We start from the raw sequence: 2,122 nt of genomic DNA, 5'->3' as shown, positions 1-2,122 counted from the left end.
TAGCGTGGCAGCGGTACCTCGAGGCCGGTGGCTTCCCTCGCGCCGTATTCGAACACCAGCAGCACGGAGCGGTCTCGGAACTCTTCCTGCGGGAGCTGGAAGCCTGGTTGATGGCAGATGTCGACGCCGAAGCGCCAGCAGACTCTGTCGCAGTCCTGCTCAGCGAGCTACAAGAGCGCTCCACTTCTCCCCTGAACGTCCGCAAGCTGGCAGACGACCTTGCCGTCACGCGAAGCCATCTGACCACGAGACTAAACCGGATCGTCTCAACATTCGCTGGCCTGTGGTGTCACCAGGTCAGCGACCGCGGCCGTCGCGTCGCCGGTGCGCAGTCAAAGCTTTACCTCACCGACCCACTACTCGGTTGGCTCGGCCATCATCTCCGGCCGGGCATGCCGCAACACGACTACACCACTCTCACGGAGGCTGCACTTGCCGTAACGCTGGCACGAGCGATCGAACGGCATGACTCAGGCCGCTGGCTCGCCGATGACACTATCGGATACGCCCGCACCGCAGGAGGAGGCGAGGTAGATCTGGCGCCCGTCCCGATTACTGGACCAGCGGGATCAGAGACCACACCACCGATCGAGGCCAGATGGGTGCAATCAAGCTGGCGCCCGGGCGCCTCTGGCCTGAACCGCAGGTACGGTCACGGCATCCTAGCCACCAAGACAATCACCGATACTAGCGGTCCGGTCTGGGCCTTGCCGGCACATACGGTTGCGCTCCTGTTGGAGTGATCCGCGGGGCAGCAACAAAGGCACTGCGCACCCGATGCCTCGTCCGTACCTCGACCGACGACGAGGTCGTACGGGGCTCTTGGCTCGAACCGGAAGACTGACGCACCCTTCATGAACGCTCAGGCACGCGTGTACCTCAGGAAGACCGTGCCGGAGGCGAACGTGCGCTGTTCGGCCAGCTGCAGCTTGAGCTCCACGCCGGCCGGGAAGAAGGGCTTTCCACCGCCGACGACCACCGGCATGACGTAGGGCTGGAACTCGTCGACCAGATCCACCAGTGACGCAGCCAGGCCGGCGCCGCCCACCGCGAGCTCGCCCTCCGTCTCGCGCTTCAGTCGCTGCACCTCGGCGACGGCGTCGGCACTGCGGACGAGGCGGACACCGTCGGGAACGGTCTCAATCGTGTCGGAGAACACGTACCGCGGTGTCTCCATGTACAGCCGGGCGAACTCGGCCTCGACTTCCGGCGCATCGTCGCGGTCGGCGGTGGCCCGCCAGGGCTCCTCCATCATCTCGAACATGCGCCGGCCGAACAGGAACGCGGATGCCTGGCGAGTCTGTTCGTTCGCGGCCTGGTGCACCTCCTCGTCGGGGAGAAAGAACTCGATGCTTCCGTTCGAATCCTCGATGTATCCGTCGGCCGATGTGATCATCGAGTACACAACCTTGCCCACTGGGCCTCCTCATGGTTCAGATCTTGGCGCGCGACGTGTTCGCCGTCACGTGTTATGACCGTCTAGCCCGTGCGAACTCATCGCGAGACAGCCCCACATTTCCGAGCGTCTAAACTCTTCACTATGAGCGAGCGAGCGGGGTCGGGTGAGCAGGCGGAACCACTCGTGCGGGTGGTCAAGGGAGAGCCCACCGACGAGGAACTCGCCGCGCTGACGGCCGTCGTCTCGGCCAAAGCCGCAGCCGCTGCATCGGCGGATACCGAGAGCGAGCAGCCGTCGACGTGGGCCGCGTACTGGCGTACCGTCAGAACCCCGCTGCGGCCGGGGCCCGGCGCCTGGCGTGCCAGCGCCCTCCCCCGGTAGCCGCTGTAGCGTCCTGCGACCCGAGCGCCGGGAGCCACGTCCTGCGGGACGCAAGGAGGAGCCGTCGCCCGGAAATGCGAGTGCTCGGTGCGGGCCAGACCAGTAATGTGCCGACATGGACAACGCTTCTCAGCAGCAACCACCCAGCACCGAGAACGCCACCTCTGTCGACGAGGTCGCCGACCAGTTCGTCGACGAGTTCATCCGGCTCGATCCTTACGAAGCCACCTACGCCGGCGTCGCCGGGCATGACGCCGAGTCGACCAACCTCTCGCCCGAGGGGTACGCCGAACGGGCCGCGCTGGCCAAGCGCACGCTGGCGGCGCTCGACGACGCCGTCGC

3 protein-coding genes and 1 pseudogene are annotated in these 2,122 nt (G+C 66.0%); 3 read left to right on the top strand and 1 reads right to left on the bottom strand.

From position 1 onward, the window contains the following. Positions 1 to 743, top strand: a 743-nt coding sequence (locus ELR45_RS38455) for an ATP-binding protein (RefSeq protein WP_205856902.1), incomplete at its 5' end; no start/stop codon positions are given. Between the two features lie 119 nt (positions 744 to 862). On the opposite strand, the gene ELR45_RS19720 is transcribed toward ELR45_RS38455, so the two are convergent. Next, entirely contained in the window at positions 863 to 1,417 is a 555-nt protein-coding gene (locus ELR45_RS19720; RefSeq protein ID WP_129667888.1) for a dihydrofolate reductase family protein, read from the bottom strand. A gap of 123 nt (positions 1,418 to 1,540) precedes the next feature. On the opposite strand from ELR45_RS19720, the gene ELR45_RS19715 reads away from it, so the two are divergent. Together ELR45_RS19715 and ELR45_RS38450 are read left to right on the top strand one after the other, a co-directional pair. Continuing rightward, the gene (locus tag ELR45_RS19715; RefSeq protein WP_129667887.1) at positions 1,541 to 1,780 is read left to right on the top strand and encodes an acyl-CoA carboxylase subunit epsilon; all 240 of its coding nucleotides are present in this window, start codon (positions 1,541 to 1,543) and stop codon (positions 1,778 to 1,780) included. Positions 1,781 to 1,895: 115 nt separating this feature from the next. Then, positions 1,896 to 2,122 (top strand): annotated as a pseudogene (locus ELR45_RS38450) (DUF885 domain-containing protein); the annotation flags it as partial.

Source organism: Phytoactinopolyspora endophytica, assembly GCF_004138495.1.
GTDB lineage: Bacteria > Actinomycetota > Actinomycetes > Jiangellales > Jiangellaceae > Phytoactinopolyspora > Phytoactinopolyspora endophytica.
The sequence above is the reverse complement of the archived record's forward strand: the minus strand, read 5'-3'. Positions and strand labels throughout refer to the sequence as shown.